The sequence below is a fragment of the Streptomyces sp. NPDC050121 genome (assembly GCF_044460385.1).
Classification (GTDB): Bacteria; Actinomycetota; Actinomycetes; order Streptomycetales; family Streptomycetaceae; genus Streptomyces; species Streptomyces soliscabiei.
This window is the reverse complement of record NZ_JBITJV010000020.1, coordinates 19,439-35,462: the sequence shown is the minus strand read 5'-3', so window position 1 is coordinate 35,462 and position 16,024 is coordinate 19,439. Positions and strand designations below refer to the sequence as shown.

At 69.6% G+C, this 16,024-nt stretch carries 16 protein-coding genes and 2 tRNA genes; 10 read left to right on the top strand and 8 right to left on the bottom strand.

The window, feature by feature from the left end; all coding sequences use genetic code 11:
- Window positions 1-14: 14 nt before the first annotated feature.
- From ACIBTS_RS27710 to ACIBTS_RS27690, 5 genes are all read right to left on the bottom strand, one after another.
- Entirely contained in the window at window positions 15-758 is a 744-nt protein-coding gene (locus ACIBTS_RS27710) for an ABC transporter permease (RefSeq protein ID WP_399323072.1), read from the bottom strand.
- 86 nt (window positions 759-844) lie between these two features.
- On the bottom strand, window positions 845-1,816 hold the full coding sequence (locus ACIBTS_RS27705) for an ABC transporter ATP-binding protein (RefSeq protein ID WP_399322924.1): 972 nt from the start codon (window positions 1,814-1,816) through the stop codon (window positions 845-847).
- A gap of 153 nt (window positions 1,817-1,969) precedes the next feature.
- Window positions 1,970-2,042 (bottom strand) — tRNA-Gly (locus tag ACIBTS_RS27700).
- Between the two features lie 80 nt (window positions 2,043-2,122).
- Window positions 2,123-2,194 (bottom strand) — tRNA-Gly (locus ACIBTS_RS27695).
- A gap of 163 nt (window positions 2,195-2,357) precedes the next feature.
- A complete protein-coding gene (locus tag ACIBTS_RS27690; RefSeq protein ID WP_319344059.1) occupies window positions 2,358-2,675 on the bottom strand; it encodes an Lsr2 family protein in 318 nt (105 codons plus the stop codon).
- 332 nt (window positions 2,676-3,007) lie between these two features.
- Here ACIBTS_RS27690 and purS point away from each other — a divergent pair, with 332 nt between their 5' ends.
- The 3 genes from purS to purL are packed head-to-tail and all read left to right on the top strand — an operon-like array spanning window position 3,008 to window position 6,236.
- Window positions 3,008-3,280 carry a phosphoribosylformylglycinamidine synthase subunit PurS gene (gene purS, locus ACIBTS_RS27685; RefSeq protein ID WP_020131278.1) on the top strand — a complete coding sequence of 91 codons (273 nt, stop codon included), beginning with the start codon at window positions 3,008-3,010 and terminating at the stop codon, window positions 3,278-3,280.
- Complete coding sequence (gene purQ, locus ACIBTS_RS27680; protein WP_079661325.1) at window positions 3,277-3,981, top strand: phosphoribosylformylglycinamidine synthase subunit PurQ; 705 nt, start codon at window positions 3,277-3,279, stop codon at window positions 3,979-3,981. Before purS ends, purQ begins: the two co-directional genes overlap by 4 nt.
- Entirely contained in the window at window positions 3,978-6,236 is a 2,259-nt protein-coding gene (gene purL / locus ACIBTS_RS27675; protein WP_399322921.1) for a phosphoribosylformylglycinamidine synthase subunit PurL, read from the top strand. Before purQ ends, purL begins: the two co-directional genes overlap by 4 nt.
- Before the next feature lie 60 nt (window positions 6,237-6,296).
- Here the strand turns inward: purL and ACIBTS_RS27670 are convergent, their stop codons facing one another.
- The gene (locus ACIBTS_RS27670; RefSeq protein WP_399322920.1) at window positions 6,297-7,781 is read right to left on the bottom strand and encodes an MFS transporter; all 1,485 of its coding nucleotides are present in this window, start codon (window positions 7,779-7,781) and stop codon (window positions 6,297-6,299) included.
- 95 nt (window positions 7,782-7,876) lie between these two features.
- Here ACIBTS_RS27670 and ACIBTS_RS27665 point away from each other — a divergent pair, with 95 nt between their 5' ends.
- The 6 genes from ACIBTS_RS27665 to purM all read left to right on the top strand — a co-directional run bounded on the left by ACIBTS_RS27665 (window position 7,877) and on the right by purM (window position 13,165).
- A complete protein-coding gene (locus tag ACIBTS_RS27665) occupies window positions 7,877-8,518 on the top strand; it encodes a TetR/AcrR family transcriptional regulator (RefSeq protein ID WP_399322918.1) in 642 nt (213 codons plus the stop codon).
- Window positions 8,519-8,569: 51 nt separating this feature from the next.
- Window positions 8,570-9,376: a sterol carrier family protein gene (locus ACIBTS_RS27660; protein ID WP_399322917.1), complete on the top strand. Its 807-nt coding sequence runs from the start codon at window positions 8,570-8,572 to the stop codon at window positions 9,374-9,376.
- Between the two features lie 114 nt (window positions 9,377-9,490).
- Complete coding sequence (locus ACIBTS_RS27655; RefSeq protein ID WP_399322915.1) at window positions 9,491-9,988, top strand: META domain-containing protein; 498 nt, start codon at window positions 9,491-9,493, stop codon at window positions 9,986-9,988.
- 148 nt (window positions 9,989-10,136) lie between these two features.
- Window positions 10,137-10,331, top strand: coding sequence for an META domain-containing protein (locus tag ACIBTS_RS27650; protein ID WP_399322913.1), 195 nt, complete (start codon window positions 10,137-10,139; stop codon window positions 10,329-10,331).
- 166 nt (window positions 10,332-10,497) lie between these two features.
- On the top strand, window positions 10,498-12,027 hold the full coding sequence (gene purF / locus ACIBTS_RS27645; protein ID WP_319673694.1) for an amidophosphoribosyltransferase: 1,530 nt from the start codon (window positions 10,498-10,500) through the stop codon (window positions 12,025-12,027).
- Window positions 12,028-12,064: 37 nt separating this feature from the next.
- Window positions 12,065-13,165, top strand: coding sequence for a phosphoribosylformylglycinamidine cyclo-ligase (gene purM, locus ACIBTS_RS27640; protein WP_079661330.1), 1,101 nt, complete (start codon window positions 12,065-12,067; stop codon window positions 13,163-13,165).
- Window positions 13,166-13,255: 90 nt separating this feature from the next.
- On the opposite strand, the gene ACIBTS_RS27635 is transcribed toward purM, so the two are convergent.
- Window positions 13,256-13,516: a DUF3073 domain-containing protein gene (locus tag ACIBTS_RS27635; protein ID WP_079661331.1), complete on the bottom strand. Its 261-nt coding sequence runs from the start codon at window positions 13,514-13,516 to the stop codon at window positions 13,256-13,258.
- 311 nt (window positions 13,517-13,827) lie between these two features.
- Complete coding sequence (locus ACIBTS_RS27630; protein ID WP_399322911.1) at window positions 13,828-14,931, bottom strand: Leu/Phe/Val dehydrogenase; 1,104 nt, start codon at window positions 14,929-14,931, stop codon at window positions 13,828-13,830.
- 188 nt (window positions 14,932-15,119) lie between these two features.
- On the opposite strand from ACIBTS_RS27630, the gene ACIBTS_RS27625 reads away from it, so the two are divergent.
- On the top strand, window positions 15,120-15,962 hold the full coding sequence (locus ACIBTS_RS27625; RefSeq protein WP_399322909.1) for a hypothetical protein: 843 nt from the start codon (window positions 15,120-15,122) through the stop codon (window positions 15,960-15,962).
- Window positions 15,963-16,024: the final 62 nt, after the last annotated feature.

Genomic DNA, 16,024 nt, shown 5'->3' with positions numbered 1-16,024 from the left:
CAGGCCTTGTCGGCCTAGCGCCTCGGCTCCCACCGGAACCACCGCTGTACAGCAAACACCGCCGGCACCGTCCAGGCCAGCGCGGTCGCCAGGGCGCCCAGGGCCTCGTACGCGGACAGGTTTCCGGTCCAGCCGCCGCGGACCAGGGTGATCACCGGGGACAGCGGCAGCAGTTCGCAGACGGAGGCGAGCCGGTCGGGCAGCAGTTCCAGCGGAACGGTCACCCCGGAGCCGGTCATCGACACGAGCACCATCGGCATCGTGGTGACCTGTGCGCTCTCCACGGTCCGGGTCACCGTCGCCGTGACAGCCGCGAGCGCCGCGCACATCACCAGGCCCAACAGCAGCCCCAGCACCGCGAGATGGGGAGCTTTCGGAGCCGGTACGTCGAGCAGGACCGTGGAGCCGGCCACCAGCACCAGGGACTGCACCAACCCGGTGGCGAGGACCGGCAGCGCCGCCCCGCCGAGGATCTCGGCGTCCCGCAGCTCACCGGTCCGCAGCCGCTTCAGCACCAGCTCCTCGCGCCGGGCGGTGTAGATGGCGGCCAGCGCCGAATACACCCCGAACAGCAGCGAGAACCCGATCGCGGCGGGCAGCAGCACCAGCCCGACGCTGAGCCCGGCATCCTCCACGCCCATGTCGTCGACGACCGACGCCAGGCTGACCGGCAGCACCAGCGGCACGAACACGGCCGCGATGATCGTGCTCTTGCTGCGCCCGAGCAGCGTCAGTTCGGCCCGCGCGAGGGCGGCCATCCGGCTCGCGGGAGTCGTGGCCTCACGCCCGTCCGTACCGGTGGCGGTCGCGCCCCTGCCCTCGGAGTCCTTCACCGTCGCCCCGCTCATGCAGCGACCTCCTTGGCCTCGCCGGTCGCACCGGTCTCGTCGCGGTGCGACGCCTCCCGGGCGATACCCAGGAACGCCTCCTCCAGCGAGGCCGACCGCACGTCCAGCCGCCGTAGTTCGACGCCGGCCCGTTCGGCCCAAACCAGCAGGCCGGTCGCCGCGCGCTGCAGTTCCCGCGTGCGCAGCCGTACGACGCGGCCCTCGCTCTCGTGACCGCACACGCCCAGCTCGCCCAGTGGCGGCAGGTCGCCCATGAAGTACCCGTCGGGCAGTTCGAAGGTGATCCGGGACGGCTGGGCGCCGGTCACCTCGGCGGGTGTCCCCGCGGCGGCGATGCGGCCCTGGTGCAGGATGGCCAGCCGGTCGGCGAGGTTCTCGGCCTCCTCCAGGTAGTGGGTGGTCAGCAGCACTGTCGTACCGGTGTCGCGCAGGGCGCGTACCAGGTCCCAGGTGTCGCGGCGGCCCTCGGCGTCCAGGCCGGTCGTCGGCTCGTCCAGGAACAGCACCTCGGGCTCGCCGAGGACGGCGAGCGCGAGGTCGAGGCGTCGGCGCTCGCCCCCGGACAGCTGCTTGACCCGGACGCCGGCCCGCCCGGCGAGCCCGACCAGTGCCAGCGCCTCCTCGACCGGGCGGGCGCCGCTCACGCAGCCGGCCCACATCCGCGCGGTCTCGGCGACGGTCAGCTCGGAGGGGAAACCACCCTCCTGGAGCATCACGCCGGTGCGGGGTCGTACGGCGGCCCGCCCGAGGTACGGGTCGTGGCCGAGCACGGAGATGCGCCCGCCGTCGGGCCGCGCGAGGCCCTCCAACAACTCCACGGTCGATGTCTTTCCGGCGCCGTTGGTGCCCAGCAGCGCAAAGATCTCACCGCGGTCGACATGGAAGGAGATCCCACGGACCGCTTCGAACCCGCCCCCGTAGACACGCCGGAGGCCCGTGACCTCAATCACGTGTTCATTCGTGTTCATGCCTCCAGCGTCCCCGCGGTCGGAGGCCGTCAGCAGTGCGAGGTGTCACCACTCCGTATGACAAATGTCAGTCGGTCGCTCGCGCCGCGGATCGCTCGCGCCGCACGCACGCACGAAAAAGCCCCCCGGTGGAAGCCGGGGGGCTTGATTCAGAGCGGACGACGAGGCTCGAACTCGCGACCTCAACCTTGGCAAGGTTGCGCTCTACCAACTGAGCTACGTCCGCATTGCCTCCGACCAGCTTTCACTGATCGGCGCGAGCACCAGCCTACCCGATCCACGACAGTGGTTCGGACGGCGATGCAGAGCGGGTGACAGGAATTGCACACTGCGCCTTCCCCCTGGAAGGGGGATGTTCTGCTACTGAACTACACCCGCATGTACTCCGTGAGCTGGGCCTTTTCGGCCTCGCCCCTCGGCGTGCTCCAGACTCTAGCCGACCGGGAGGGGTGCAGCGCAAGTCGGTTCGTTCGAGGGGCGGGTGACCGGCCGTCGGCCCACGGCTGTGCGGGTGCCGTTCAGCGATGCGACTCGCCTGGCGTCACTGCGCGTCGGCGAACGCCTCGTAGACCTTCTTGGGGATACGGCCGCGGGCCGGCACCTCCATCTTGTTGGCCTGGGCCCAGGCACGGACCGCCGCGGGGTCGGGGGCGACCTCCGTCTGCTTGTACGCCCTGCCCGACCTCGACCGCTTGCGGCCGGCCTCCACGTAGGGCGCAAGCGCCTTACGCAGTTTCTTGGCATTGGCTTCATTCAGGTCGATCTCGTACGACTTGCCGTCGAGTCCGAAGGCGATCGTTTCCGCCGCTTCCGAGCCGTCGATGTCGTCAAAGAGAGTGACCACGACCTTCTGCGCCACGAATATCGGTCCCTTCGTCCGGCACCGCATACAGCTCAGCTGCGGCGAAGTGCCGAGTCTCGGCTATTTCCAATTCATTTGTACAGTGCGCGGAATGCATTGTGAAGCCCGACTAAATCTGTCCGCGTGTCCGAGCGCAATAGGTATCCGGGACTGTTCGGGGATCTTTCCAGTAACTTTTCGTGAACGTCCCCCTCCGATGCGGGATCGTGATGGCCGTCACGTAGCTTCCTACAACTCTACTCGCGTAGAAATTTTGTGCGGGTAGTCTGAAGACACCTGTTGGAGACACCCGCAGGAACCTGCTCAGCACCACACCACCGGGAGTGCCAGTGGCACGCGTCGTAGTCGACGTCATGCTCAAGCCGGAGATCCTCGACCCCCAGGGCCAGGCGGTGCAGCGCGCACTGCCGCGGCTGGGTTTCGAAGGCATCTCCGACGTACGTCAGGGAAAGCGATTCGAACTGGAAGTTGACGGACCCGTCGACGAGGCCGCCCTCGCCCGCATCCACGATCTTGCGGAATCCTTCCTCGCCAACACCGTGATCGAGGACTTCACGGTCAAGGTCGAGTCGGAAGAAGCAGTCGCGGGAGCCGCGAAGTGACCGCTCGTATTGGCGTCGTCACTTTCCCGGGAAGCCTCGACGACCGGGACACCCAGCGGGCGATCCGCCTCGCGGGCGCCGAACCCGTCGCGCTCTGGCACAAGGACAAGAACCTCCACCAGGTCGATGCCGTGGTGCTGCCCGGCGGTTTCTCCTACGGCGACTATCTGCGCGCCGGAGCCATCTCCCGCTTCTCGCCGGTGATGGAGACCGTCATCGAGCAGGCGAAGGCCGGCCTCCCGGTCCTGGGCATCTGCAACGGCTTCCAGATCCTCACCGAGGCCCACCTGCTTCCCGGCGGGATGCTCGGCAACGACCACCTCCACTTCATCTGCCGTGACCAGAAGCTGCGGGTGGAGAACGCGGACACCGCCTGGACCGTCGACTACGAGGCGGGCCAGGAGATCCACATCCCGCTGAAGAACATGGACGGCCGGTACGTCGCCGACGAGTACACCCTCGACAAGCTCGAGGCCGAGGGCCGCGTCGCCTTCCGGTACCTGGCCCGCGACGGAGTCGCCAATGAGCGGGGTAACCCCAACGGCAGCCTCCGCGACATCGCCGGCATCACCAACGAGGCCGGCAACGTCGTAGGCCTCATGCCGCACCCGGAGCACGCCGTGGAGCCGCTCGTCGGGTCGGGCCGCACCGACGGTCTCCCCTTCTTCACCTCGATCCTCAAGAAGCTGGTCAACGCATGAGCCGGACGCCTCTGGACACGGTCGAGCACGCGGCCGAGACCCCCGACGTCGAGCTGCCCTGGGCCGAACTCGGCCTGAAGAAGGACGAGTACGAGCGGGTCGTGGAGATCCTCGGCCGCCGGCCCACCGGCGCCGAGCTCGCCATGTACTCCGTCATGTGGTCCGAGCACTGCAGCTACAAGTCCTCCAAGGTCCACCTCCGCCAGTTCGGCGAGAAGGCCCCCCAGTCCGACGCACTGCTCGTGGGCATCGGCGAGAACGCGGGCGTCGTCGACGTCGGCCAGGGCTATGCGGTCACCTTCAAGGTCGAGTCGCACAACCACCCGTCGTACGTGGAGCCCTACCAGGGCGCGGCCACCGGCGTCGGCGGCATCGTCCGCGACATCATCGCGATGGGCGCGCGGCCGGTCGCCGTCGTCGACCCGCTGCGCTTCGGCGCGGCCGACCACCCCGACACCAAGCGCGTCCTCCCGGGCGTCGTCGCCGGCATCGGCGGCTACGGCAACTGCCTGGGCCTGCCGAACATCGGCGGCGAGGTCGTCTTCGACGCCTGCTACCAGGGAAACCCGCTGGTCAACGCGGGTGCCATCGGTGTGATGCGGCACGAGGACATCCACCTGGCGAAGGCCTCTGGCGCGGGCAACAAGGTCATCCTGTACGGCGCCCGGACCGGCGGCGACGGCATCGGCGGCGCGTCGATCCTGGCGAGTGAGACCTTCGACGACGCCAAGCCCTCGAAGCGTCCGGCCGTGCAGGTCGGCGACCCCTTCCAGGAGAAGCTCCTCATCGAGTGCACCCTGGAGGCCTTCGCCGAGAAGCTGGTCGTCGGCATCCAGGACCTCGGCGCGGCCGGTCTGTCCTGCGCCACGTCCGAGCTCGCCTCGAACGGCTCCGGCGGCATGCGCGTCACCCTGGACGACGTACCGCTGCGCGACTCGACGCTCTCGCCCGAGGAAATCCTCATGAGCGAGTCGCAGGAACGCATGTGCGCGGTCGTCGAGCCGGAGAAGGTCGACCGCTTCCTCGAGATCTGCGACAAGTGGGACGTCATCGCGACCGTCATCGGTGAGGTGACCGACGGCGACCGCCTGGAGATCTTCTGGCACGGCGGCAAGATCGTCGACGTGGACCCGCGCACCGTCGCCCACGACGGCCCGGTCTACGAGCGGCCGTACGCCCGCCCGGACTGGCAGGACGCCCTGCAGGCCGACGACGCGAACAAGCTGCCCCGGCCGCAGACGGGCGAGGAGCTGAAGGACCAGGTCCTCAAGCTCGTGAGCTCGCCCAACCAGGCCTCCAAGAAGTGGATCACGTCCCAGTACGACCACTTCGTGCAGGGCAACACCGTCCTCGCCCAGCCCGAGGACTCCGGCATGATCCGGATCGACGAGAAGACCGGCCTCGGCGTCGCCATCGCGACCGACGGCAACGGCCGGTACGCCAAGCTCGACCCGTACGCGGGCGCGCAGCTGGCCCTCTCCGAGGCGTATCGGAACGTGGCGACGACCGGCGCCAAGCCCCTCGCCGTCTCCGACTGCCTGAACTTCGGCTCGCCGGAGGACCCGGCGGTGATGTGGCAGTTCGCGGAGGCCATCCGTGGACTCGCCGACGCCTGCCAGCAGCTCGGCACCCCGGTGACCGGCGGCAACGTCTCGCTCTACAACCAGACCGGCGAGGTCGCCATCCACCCGACCCCCGTGGTCGCGGTGCTGGGAGTCATCGACGACGTCGCGCGCCGCACGCCCGTCGCCTTCCAGGAGGAGGGTCAGCTGCTCTACCTCCTCGGTGACACGCGTGAGGAGTTCGGCGGCTCGGCCTGGTCGCAGGTCGTCCACGACCACCTCGGCGGTCTGCCTCCCAAGGTCGACCTGGAGCGGGAGCGGCTGCTCGGCGAGATCCTGATCTCCGCCTCCCGCGACGGCATGATCGACTCCGCGCACGACCTGTCCGACGGCGGTCTGATCCAGGCGGTCGTGGAGTCGGCGCTGCTCGGCGGCAGGGGCGCCCGCCTGGTCGTGCCGGACGGGCTCGACGCCTTCACCCTCCTGTTCTCCGAGTCGGCCGGCCGCGCCGTCGTCGCCGTGCCGCGCTCCGAGGAGCTCCGCTTCAACGACATGTGCGAGGCGCGCGGCCTGCCCGTGACCCGCATCGGCGTCGTGGACGGTGACACGGTCGAGCTCCAGGGCGAGTTCGAGCTGTCGCTCGAGGAACTGCGCACGGCCCACGAGGAGACCATCCCGGCGCTGCTCAAGTAGTCGGTCGTACGACGCCGAAGGCCCCGCCGGTTCCCGACCGGCGGGGCCTTCGGCATGTCCTCATACGGCGACCGGTTCCTTCGTCGGCTCCCAAGTGGCCGACGGGGGCGTGGACTTGGGCAGCCGCAACGCCATGAGTGCGGCCAGTGTCATCAGGCAGGCGCCGCTCCAGAACACCACGCTCGTCGCGTCGGTGAAGGCGTGCACGCCGTCCGTGTGGGCCGTCCCTGTCAGGCGGGCCAGCGCGCTGACGTCGCCGCCGGGGCCGTGGGACGCATACATCCGGGCCAGGACCGTGCCGAAGAGGGCGGTGCCCAGGGCGTTGCCGAGGGTCTGGAAGTAGCGGACGGACGTGGTCGCGACGCCGAGCCGGTGGCGCGGGGCCGCGTCCTGGACCAGCAGGATCAGCTGGCCGAGCAGCTGCCCGAACCCGGCGCCGGCCAGCAGGAGTTCGGCGCGGATCAGCCAGAGCGAGGTGTCGGGGCCGATGGTCGTGGCGAGCAGCACGAAGGTCAGGGCGGTGGTGGCCGTACCGCTGATCGTGAAGGTCCGTGCTGTCCAGCCGCGGCCGGTGAGCGGGCCGGACAGCAGTCCGGTCGCCGACAGGCCTACGGCCATCGGGATCAGATAGAGGCCCGCGGAGGAGCTGGTGATGCCGCGGACGACCTGCAGGTAGATGAGCACGTAGAAGATGGCGCCCATCATCGCGGCGCCCATGATCGCCTGGATGGCGAAGCCGAGGCGAAGTTCGCGGATGCGGAACAGAGCGAGAGGGAGGACGGGGTCGGCCGCCCTCAGTTGCCGCCAGAGGAACAGGGCGAGCGCGGCGACGGCCACTGCGATCAGGCCGAGGACGGCCGGTGACGACCAGGCGTACTCCTTGCCGCCCCAGTCGGTGACCAGGAGCAGCGCGCTGGAGAACGCGGCGGCGAGCGCGGCGCCGACGTAGTCGAGCGGGCGGCGCACATGGTGTTCGGGCAGCTTCAGGGCGAAGGCGGAGGCGGTGAGGACCGCGAGGCCGACGGGCAGGTTGACGTAGAAGATCCAGCGCCAGCTCGCGTGGTCCGCCAGCAGACCGCCGATCCACGGGCCGACCGCCATCGCGGCGCCCGCGACCAGCCCACCCACGTTGGCGCCCTTTCCGGCGCCCTTCTCCTGCGGGCCCTTGAGGTGGGCGATCACCACCATCGTCACGCTCATCAGCCCGCCGCCGCCCAGGCCCTGCAGTCCGCGGGCCGCGATGAGCTGGTCCATCGACCGGGCGGCACCACACAGCGCGGAGCCGAGCAGGAAGGTGGCGATCGCGCCCGTGAAGACAGGCTTCGGGCCGAGGACGTCGCACAGCTTGCCGTACAGCGGCAGCAGCGCGGCCGAAGCCAGCGCGTAGGCGCTGACCAGCCAGGGGATCTTGTCGATGCCGTGGGCGGGATCGAGGTCCCGGACGATCGGGACGGTGGCCGCGGACACGATCTGCATGTCCAGGATGGCCAGGACGATCGTGACGAGGCAGACGAGGAAGCCGATTTTGCGCTGGGTCTCGGTCATGGGGACCACCATGGCCGTGTTCATGTACCGAGTCAATATTTCATCCAGGATTAAGTTTCAGCCGAACCAAAAATTGGGCTTGGTACAGTGCTTCCATGGCTGGTGAGACGATGGGGCTGCGCGAGCGGAAGAAGCTCGAGACGGGGAAACGGATCTACCGCACCGCGGTCGCCCTGTTCGCCGAGAAGGGCTTCGACAACGTCTCGGTGCAGGAGATCGCCGACGCGGCCGAGGTCTCCAAGATGACCGTCTTCAACTACTTCGGGACCAAGGACGACCTGGTCTTCCGGCCCGTCGAGGACCACTTCTGGGACGCGGCGCGGGCCGTACGCGAGCGGGGTCCCGGGGAGTCGGCGGTGGAAGCCGTGCGTCGGCACTTCCTCGAGATGGTCGAGGCCCGCGATCCGGCCGTCGGTCTGCACAGCGAGCCCTTCGCCCGCCAGGTGCGCCAACTAGTCATGGAAACCCCGGTGTTGATGGAGCGTGCCTTCCTCGCCGCCCAGAAGGGCACCCGTGCGCTGGCCGCCCTGCTAGCCGAGGAGACCGGCGATCCGATGCTCGCCACGGTCGCCGCGGCCATGCTGAGCGCCGCCCGCAACGCCCTGATCGAGGAGCATCACGCCCGCCACGACGCCGGCGAGAGCCTGGAGGCGATCGCCGCCGACGCCCCCGAACGGGCAGCCCGCGCCTTCGCGCTGGTGGAGCAGGGGCTGGGGGACTACGCCCGCAAGGCGTGACGGTCCGGTGCAGGCTGACGGCTGCGCCGGACAGGCCCTAGGCTCCCAGCCATGCCTCCGGCCAAGAAGCGTGCCCGCACGTACGACCCCGCCAAGATCCGCGCCGCGGTCCTCACCCAGTTCGGGAACGTACGGGAAGCCGTGAGCACGCTCACCCCCGAGCAACTCGCCCTGCCCACGCGGCTGGCGGGCTGGACCGTCCGGGACCTGGCCGCGCACGTCACCATGGCGGTGGAGACCGTCAGCCGCAACCTCGACCGGCCCGAACCCCCGAAGGCCGAGCTCGCCCTCCTGGACTGGCCGTTCGCCACCGCCGTCCGAGCCGCCGGGATCTCCGACGACACCCTGGACCTCGCGGCCGCCCACCCCGACCGGAACGCCCTGAAGGCCCTCTACGCCCGCACCGAGGAACGGCTCACCGAGGCCCTCGCCGCCGCCCCCGGCGACCGCCTCCTCGCCGCCCGCACCGGTGCCATCACCCTCGCCGACTACCTCGTCACCCGCACCGTCGAACTCGTCGTCCACACCGACGACCTGAACGACGCCGTCCCGGGCCTCGACATCCCGTACGACAAGCAGGCGCTGGCCACCTGCACCCGCCTCCTCGCCGACGCCCTCGCCGCCAAGGCGCCCGGAGGTTCGACCGAGGTCCGGATCCCGCCGTACGCCGTGGTGCAGTGCGTCGAGGGGCCGAGGCACACCCGTGGTACCCCGCCCAACGTCGTGGAGACCGACCCGCTGACCTGGATCCGGCTGGCCACAGGCCGGGTCCAGTGGGCCGACGCCCTCGACAAGGCCCAGGTCAGCGCGAGCGGCGAACGCGCCGACCTCGGAGGGCTCCTGCCCCTCATGGCCTGACGGCACCTCGGTCCGGGAACCCGCCTCCACGCACACAAACCGCGGCTCGAAAATTCGTACCCCAAAAACGCAGCCGGACAGGAACCGCCCACCCACCCCCTCCGTCACAGGATCATGAACAAGCAGCGACTGACCAGCGTGAGCCTCGCCGTCCTGACCCTGAGCCTCCTCCCCCTCGCCGCCGCCTGCGGCAGTGAGAAGAGTGGTGGCGGCAGCCAGACCGTTGGGGCCGGGACGGGGACGGGGGCGGGAACCTCCGCCGGCGCCGGGGTCACCGGTGTTCACTGGGTCGTCGACGACCTCACCGTCGACGGCAAGAAGAGCACCGCCCCCGCCGGCGCGTTCCTGAAGATCGACAAGAGTGGCAAAGTCAGCGGCAACTACGGCTGCAACGGCTTCGGGGCCACCGCCAAGATCGACGGCGATGCCATCGACCTCTCCGAGGTCCAGCCGACCGAGAAGGGGTGTGTCGGCGATCGGATGACCTTCGAGACCGCCCTCTCCAAGGCGCTCGCCTCCGGCACCCTCATCGCCAAGACCGACACCGGCGCCAAGGGTGGGAGCGCTCTCACAATCACCACCAAGTCCGGCGACACCATCCACCTCTCCTAGGAGAAGGCCGCCCCCCTCTTCAGCACCAGATGGACGTTTAACGCACTCGGCCTCACCGAGACCAGCACCAGTACCAGTACCAGCAGCGACGGCGACACCGAAACCGACTCCGGGAGCGCCGCAGCCTCCCCCGCTGCCCGACGGTTCCTTGCTTCTCGTCTTCGACGAGAAGCAAGGAACCGTCCACGGCAAGGCCGGTTGCAACAACGTTTCTGCTGAGGGGACAGCCAGCGACGGCACTATCACTTTGGGCAGCGCGGCGACCACCCGGAGGATGTGCGACGGCTCACTCATGAAGGCGGAGGAGGAGTTCCTGAAGCTCTTCGCCGGCAAGGTCACGTAGGAGATCAATCAGCGCTCCCTGTCTCTGACCAGCGAAAACGGGACCACCTGGGACGCGACCGCGGCTGGCTGACCCCTTAGCGCAGTACACGGCCGCACTGTGCCCGCATGTCACAGTCGCATTCCCCAATTCGGACCAGTGGTCGACCTCGCCTACACTCGGAGGCGTGCCACGTGGTGACGGTCGACTCAGTCATGATCTGCTCCCCGGCGAGAAAGGCCCCCAGGACGCTTGTGGCGTCTTCGGAGTCTGGGCTCCCGGTGAAGAGGTCGCCAAGCTCACTTACTTCGGGCTCTACGCCCTCCAGCATCGAGGCCAGGAATCCGCGGGAATCGCGGTCAGCAACGGCTCCCAGATCCTCGTCTTCAAGGACATGGGGCTCGTTTCGCAGGTCTTCGACGAGACCTCGCTCGGTTCGCTCCAGGGCCATATCGCGGTCGGACACGCCCGCTACTCGACCACCGGAGCCTCCGTGTGGGAGAACGCGCAGCCGACGTTCCGCGCCACCGCGCACGGTTCGATCGCGCTCGGCCACAACGGCAACCTGGTCAACACGGCGCAGCTCGCCGAGATGGTCGCCGGCCTCCCGAAGAAGGAAGGCGGCCGTACGCCTCGCGTGGCGGCCACCAACGACACCGACCTGCTGACGGCCCTGCTGGCCGCCCAGGAGGACGCGGACGGCAAGCCGCTGACCATCGAGGAAGCCGCCCACCAGATCCTCCCGCAGGTCAAGGGCGCCTTCTCCCTCGTCTTCATGGACGAGCACACCCTCTACGCCGCCCGTGACCCGCAGGGCATCCGTCCGCTGGTCCTCGGCCGCCTGGAGCGCGGCTGGGTCGTCGCCTCCGAGTCCGCCGCCCTCGACATCTGCGGCGCCGCCTACGTCCGTGAGATCGAGCCCGGCGAGTTCATCGCCATCGACGAGAACGGCCTGCGCACCTCCCGCTTCGCGGACGCGAAGCCCAAGGGCTGTGTCTTCGAGTATGTGTACCTGGCCCGCCCGGACACCGACATCGCCGGCCGGAACGTGTACCTCTCCCGCGTGGAGATGGGCCGCAAGCTCGCCAAGGAAGCGCCCGTCGAGGCCGACCTGGTCATAGCGACCCCGGAGTCCGGCACCCCGGCCGCCATCGGCTACGCGGAGGCCTCCGGCATCCCCTTCGGCGCCGGCCTGGTGAAGAACGCCTACGTCGGCCGGACGTTCATCCAGCCCTCGCAGACCATCCGCCAGCTCGGCATCCGCCTCAAGCTGAACCCGCTGAAGGAAGTCATCAAGGGCAAGCGCCTGGTGGTCGTGGACGACTCGATCGTTCGCGGCAACACCCAGCGGGCCCTGGTGCGGATGCTTCGCGAGGCGGGCGCGGCCGAGGTCCACATCCGGATCTCCTCGCCGCCCGTGAAGTGGCCGTGCTTCTTCGGCATCGACTTCGCCACCCGCGCGGAGCTCATCGCCAACGGCATGACGATCGACGAGATCGGCACCTCGCTCGGCGCCGACTCCCTCGCCTACATCTCCATCGACGGCATGATCGAGGCGACCACCATCGCCAAGCCGAACCTGTGCCGCGCCTGCTTCGACGGCGAGTACCCGATGGAGCTCCCGGACCCGGAGCTGCTCGGCAAGCAGCTGCTGGAGACCGAGCTGGCGGCCGGTCCCGCAGCCACGGCCGCGGCCGACGCGATCCGTCGCCCGTAAGCCTCGTACGTATCACCAACCCGAAAGATCCCAGGCAATGTCTGCTGCTTCTGATCAGTCGGTTCCGCCGACGGGCACTCCTTCCGGTACTTCCTACGCGGCTGCCGGCGTCGACATCGAAGCGGGCGACCGCGCCGTGGAGCTGATGAAGGAGTGGGTGAAGAAGACGCAGCGCCCCGAGGTCCTCGGCGGCCTCGGCGGCTTCGCCGGCCTCTTCGACGCCTCCGCCCTCAAGCGCTTCGAACGCCCGCTCCTCGCCTCCGCCACCGACGGCGTCGGCACCAAGGTCGACATCGCGCGCCGGCTCGGCGTGTACGACACGATCGGCCACGACCTGGTCGCCATGGTCATGGACGACATCGTGGTGTGCGGCGCGGAGCCGCTGTTCATGACCGACTACATCTGCGTCGGCAAGGTCCACCCCGAGCGGGTCGCCGCCATCGTCAAGGGCATCGCCGAGGGCTGTGTGCTGGCCGGCTGCGCCCTGGTCGGCGGCGAGACGGCCGAGCACCCCGGCCTCCTGGGTGAGGACGACTTCGACGTCGCCGGCGCCGGTACGGGCGTCGTGGAGGCCGACCGGCTGCTCGGCCCGGATCGCATCCGCACGGGTGACGCGGTGATCGCCATGGCGTCCTCCGGTCTCCACTCGAACGGGTACTCCCTGGTCCGGCACGTCCTGCTGAACCAGGCGGGCCTCTCCCTCGACGCGCGGATCGACGAGCTGGGCCGCACCCTCGGCGAGGAGCTCCTGGAGCCCACCAAGATCTACTCCCTGGACTGTCTGGCCCTCACCCGCACGACGGACGTGCACGCCTTCTCGCACATCACCGGCGGCGGCCTCGCGGCCAACCTGGCCCGTGTGATCCCGGACGCGCTGCACGCGACCGTGGACCGCTCCACCTGGACCCCGGACCCGATCTTCGACCTCGTCGGCAGGACCGGCTCCGTGGAACGCCTGGAGCTGGAGAAGACCCTGAACATGGGCGTCGGCATGATGGCGATCGTGCCCGAGGAGTCGGCGGACGTGGCCCTGGCGACACTGGCCGACCGCGGGGTCGACGCCTGGATCGCCGGCGAGATCACCGAGCGCGGGGCGCACACCACGGGAGCCGAACTGGTCGGCGACTACGCGAGCTGAGCCGACCGGCCGGGCCGGGTGGACCGAGTAGGCAGCACAAGGCCCGGTCGGTGACCGAAGTCACCGACCGGGTGGGTGCTCAGTACAAGGTCAAGCGCCGCGACGGTGTTGCGAGGAGTCCTCGCCGTCATCCTCGTCGTCGTCCGCCCCGTACAGCTCGGCGTACCGTGCGTACGGGTCGTCCTGCTCATCGTCATCGTCATCGTCCTCGAACGGTTGACCGTTCGGCGGAATATTCGATGGCGATGCGCCCAGCTCTTCGGCCAGGCGTGAGAGATCCGTCCCGCCGCTGTTGTACTTCAGCTGGCGGGCGACCTTCGCTTGCTTGGCCTTGGCCCGGCCGCGCCCCATGGCTCGACCCCCTCAACGACGGGGCTCGACGGCCCCAGGTTGACACGCGTTCATGATCCAGGACGGTCTCTCCATAGAGAGCCCGTCGTAGGGCTCCCACGGTACCTGAGCCCACGCCCGTACGGTACGTCGCCCGTAGCACGCGCGTCTGCACAGCACCTTTCAGGCGACCCGTCCTCGCTGGTCAGTGGCGATTTTAACCACTTATCGGCGGCCGACCCGCCGGGAAGAGTGAGAGTTCTCTCTAACTTTCCACCAGCCGGTACCGCCGAAACCCTCGGACGGGTCCTCCTGGAGCCCTTACCGGAACGTCACCAGCCGCGCGCCTGGGCCGCCTCGTGCATCCGCTGCTCGGCGATCCGGTCGGCCGCCGCGGCCGGCGGAATCCCGTCCTCCTTCGCACGTGCGAAGATGTCCAGCGTCGTATCGAAGATCTTCGCGGCCTTCGCCCTGCACCGCTCGAAGTCGAACCCGTGCAGCTCGTCGGCGACCTGGATGACCCCGCCGGCGTTCACCACGTAGTCCGGCGCGTAGAGGATCCCGCGGTCGGCGAGGTCCTTCTCCACGCCCGGGTGGGCGAGCTGGTTGTTGGCCGCACCGCAGACGATCCGGGCGGTCAGCACCGGCACCGAGACGTCGTCGAGTGCCCCGCCGAGCGCGCAGGGCGCGTAGATGTCGAGCCCGTCGACGCGGATCAGTGCCGCGGTGTCGGCCACCGCCGTCACCCCCTGCGGGTGCCGGTCGAGGATCCGGCGCACGGCGTCCTCGCGGACGTCCGTGATCACGACCTCCGCGCCCTCGCCGCGCAGGTGCTCCACGAGGTGGTGGCCGACCTTGCCGACGCCCGCGATGCCGACCCTGCGGTCCCGCAGCGACGGGTCGCCCCACAGGTGCTGAGCGGAGGCCCGCATGCCCTGGTAGACGCCGAAGGCCGTCAGCACGGACGAGTCGCCGGCGCCGCCGTTCTCCGGCGAGCGGCCGGTCGTCCAGCGGCACTCGCGCGCCACGACGTCCATGTCGGCCACGTATGTGCCGACGTCGCAGGCGGTCACGTACCGCCCGCCGAGCGAGGCCACGAAACGGCCGTACGCGAGCAGCAGCGCTTCGGTCTTGATCGTGCCGGGATCGCCGATGATCACGGCCTTGCCGCCGCCGTGGTCCAGACCGGCCATGGCGTTCTTGTACGACATCCCGCGCGCGAGGTTCAGGGCGTCGGCGACGGCCTCCGCCTCGGTCGCGTACGGATAGAAACGGGTGCCGCCGAGGGCAGCGCCCAGAGCGGTGGAGTGGAGCGCGATGACGGCCTTGAGGCCACTGGCGCGGTCCTGGCAGAGCACGACCTGCTCATGGCCCCCCTGATCCGAGTGGAACAGGGTGTGCAGTACGTCAGCAGGTGCGCCGGATACGTCGGTCACGGTAGTGACTCCCGGGTAACTAGCGGCGGTCGGGGCGAAGGCACCGTAAGGGTGGCGGGGCCTGTGGTCCGAGCGTAGAGCCTGCGTGGCCCGCCGATCTCGCAGTGTCGGGGATCACCTTCTCGCGAAGTACCGCCGTGCGACGATTTGAAGGGTTTTCTTGTCGGCCGAAGGGGGAGGGAGCAGGCGTGCCCAAGGTGTCCTCGGTGATCGTTCCGTACGCGGTCTATCTGCGCGTGTACGAGCCGCTGGCCGCCTTCCCCGAGCCCGAACGCACCCACTGGGCGAACTACGCCCGCCGCCCCGAGCTCCCCTCCTACCAGGACGAGCTGCGTCGCGCGCTGGCCGACCTGCTGCCCACCCCGCCGGTCGCGGTGCCGGTGCAGGAGAGCGGCGACGCGTTCGTGACCGAGGTGGACGGCGTGCTCTGCGTCTGCCCCTGGCGCACCCGGCTGCGCGGCTGGCTGGCGCTGGGCGAGCTGGCCGAGGAGCTGCCCCGGCCGGTCCTGGAGGCCGCGCTCCCCGAGGTCGTCCGTCTGCAGGCGGCCAAGGACCGCGAGCGGTGGCTGGCACGCAACCCCGACGCCCGCCCGTGGATCCGTACGGCCGCCTGGCAGGTGCCCCTCAACTGGTTCGTCCTCGTCTCCGACGAGGAGCGGGAGTACGGCAAGGGGACGGCGGAGGTGGCCCCTGTGCTGCGCTACCGCACGCCGATGGTGCAGGCGCGCCGCAGGGTGGCCCGGTCGCTGCGCACGCTGAAGGACGCCATGGACGAGGGGCCGCTGATCGACGGCCTGCTGGACGTCGGGCGCTGGCTGGAGGAGTTCCACCCGCGTTCGCTGGTGGAACTGGATTACGGCGGCCTGGTGCACGTGCTGCCGGCCGGCGAGCTGGAGGACGACCACTCGGCGAAGGACGTGGCCGAGGGCATCGAGGCACTGCGGCTCGGGGACGGTGCGGCGGCCGGCGAGGCGTACGCGCGGCTCGTGGAGCGGTGGCGGTCCGTACGGGACCGACGCTCCGCGAACTGAGTCGACCCCGCCAGCCGGCCCCGCGAACCGGGCTGGGCCTCCGCTTTGACCTTCGGCCGCTG

What these genes read in the sequence shown, in the direction of transcription:
- ACIBTS_RS27710 (WP_399323072.1), bottom strand. Translation starts at nt 758, where the DNA reads ATGGCCGCCCTCGCGCGGGCCGAACTGACGCTGCTCGGGCGCAGCAAG.
- ACIBTS_RS27705 (WP_399322924.1), bottom strand. Translation starts at nt 1,816, where the DNA reads ATGAACACGAATGAACACGTGATTGAGGTCACGGGCCTCCGGCGTGTC.
- purL (WP_399322921.1), top strand. Translation starts at nt 3,978, where the DNA reads ATGAGCCGGACGCCTCTGGACACGGTCGAGCACGCGGCCGAGACCCCC.
- ACIBTS_RS27670 (WP_399322920.1), bottom strand. Translation starts at nt 7,781, where the DNA reads ATGACCGAGACCCAGCGCAAAATCGGCTTCCTCGTCTGCCTCGTCACG.
- ACIBTS_RS27665 (WP_399322918.1), top strand. Translation starts at nt 7,877, where the DNA reads ATGGCTGGTGAGACGATGGGGCTGCGCGAGCGGAAGAAGCTCGAGACG.
- ACIBTS_RS27660 (WP_399322917.1), top strand. Translation starts at nt 8,570, where the DNA reads ATGCCTCCGGCCAAGAAGCGTGCCCGCACGTACGACCCCGCCAAGATC.
- ACIBTS_RS27655 (WP_399322915.1), top strand. Translation starts at nt 9,491, where the DNA reads ATGAACAAGCAGCGACTGACCAGCGTGAGCCTCGCCGTCCTGACCCTG.
- purM (WP_079661330.1), top strand. Translation starts at nt 12,065, where the DNA reads ATGTCTGCTGCTTCTGATCAGTCGGTTCCGCCGACGGGCACTCCTTCC.
- ACIBTS_RS27635 (WP_079661331.1), bottom strand. Translation starts at nt 13,516, where the DNA reads ATGGGGCGCGGCCGGGCCAAGGCCAAGCAAGCGAAGGTCGCCCGCCAG.